The 1,068-nt window shown below is 61.9% G+C and carries 1 protein-coding gene; it reads right to left on the bottom strand.

Annotated features, from left to right (window positions below):
* Positions 1–890, bottom strand: an 890-nt coding sequence (locus FRC98_RS20765; protein ID WP_146983496.1) for a hypothetical protein, incomplete at its 3' end; no start/stop codon positions are given.
* Between the last annotated feature and the right edge of the window lie 178 nt (positions 891–1,068).

The raw sequence follows: 1,068 nt of genomic DNA, 5'->3' as shown, positions 1-1,068 counted from the left end.
TCCCCCTCCCGGCACGTGATCGGCGCGTTTCGCCTCAGCCACAGCGTGCCGCAGGGAAAAACGCAGCGCTTCTTCCCCTCCAGCCAGCGCTTGCGCTCCCGGGCGTAGGCATCTCGAAACGCCTTCTCCCGCACCTGCGCCTCCTCCTCAAGCGCCGGATCGCTGGCGGCAAACCTGGGCGCAGCCTCGCCGCGCCGAGCCGGTGTATTGGGGCTGCTGAGGGGGTCGGTCGCCAACACGCCCTCAACCCCCAGAAATGTGCGATTCTGCCGGGCCATCTCGCGATGAATCTTCTTCTCGCCCTTCTTCACCAGCTTCTCGAAATGCGCCACGACCTCATCGAGCGTCATATCGTCGTAGCCAGGCGGGCGCCTCGGCTTAAACTCAATGGTCTCAGGCTGGTCATCGCCGTAATGGCTCTCCGGACGCGGCACGCTGACGGTCTTCTCCCAGTCGGCCGGCATGATCTTAAAGCCCGGCCAGTCCTTCGCGCGCTCTACAAGCCCGGCCTTCACCGGGTTGAGCAACACATAAACAATGTGGTTCTCCAACGCCTCCCGATCGAGCAGCACCGTATCGCCGTACTGACTGCGGTTCCACAGCGAGTCGTGATGATCCAGGACTCTGTTGCGCACACTGGAGATGCCGCTCATCGCGTCGCGCATAAAGTCGCTTCGCTTTGCCTGCCTGTCGTGAACCACAAGGTGCAGGTGGTTGGACATGACCACCCCGACATACAACTCAACATCACTGCGCTCCGCCGAGCGCGCGAACTCATAGGCCGCAATGGCGTTCATCGGCGCATCGGGCCGCAGCAAAAAACACCGACCGTGGGTGCGACGGGTAAGCGCAGCTACCTGACCAGGAAGATGGCGACGGGGACGAGTCATAGGACGCTCCGATGAGGTGGATGTGGGACCTCTCCGGATCGTTATCGAGCGCAAACGCACGATGTTGCGTGGGGGATGAAAATAGATTCGCTACGCTCGTGCGCCTGCGTCGGCGACCAGCCAGCTCTAAGTGACGATCAGGCGCTTAAACTAAGGACTTCAGGTGACCCTCGGTCAC

The sequence above is a fragment of the Lujinxingia vulgaris genome (genome assembly GCF_007997015.1).
GTDB lineage: Bacteria > Myxococcota_A > Bradymonadia > Bradymonadales > Bradymonadaceae > Lujinxingia > Lujinxingia vulgaris.
The sequence above is the reverse complement of the archived record's forward strand: the minus strand, read 5'-3'. Positions and strand labels throughout refer to the sequence as shown.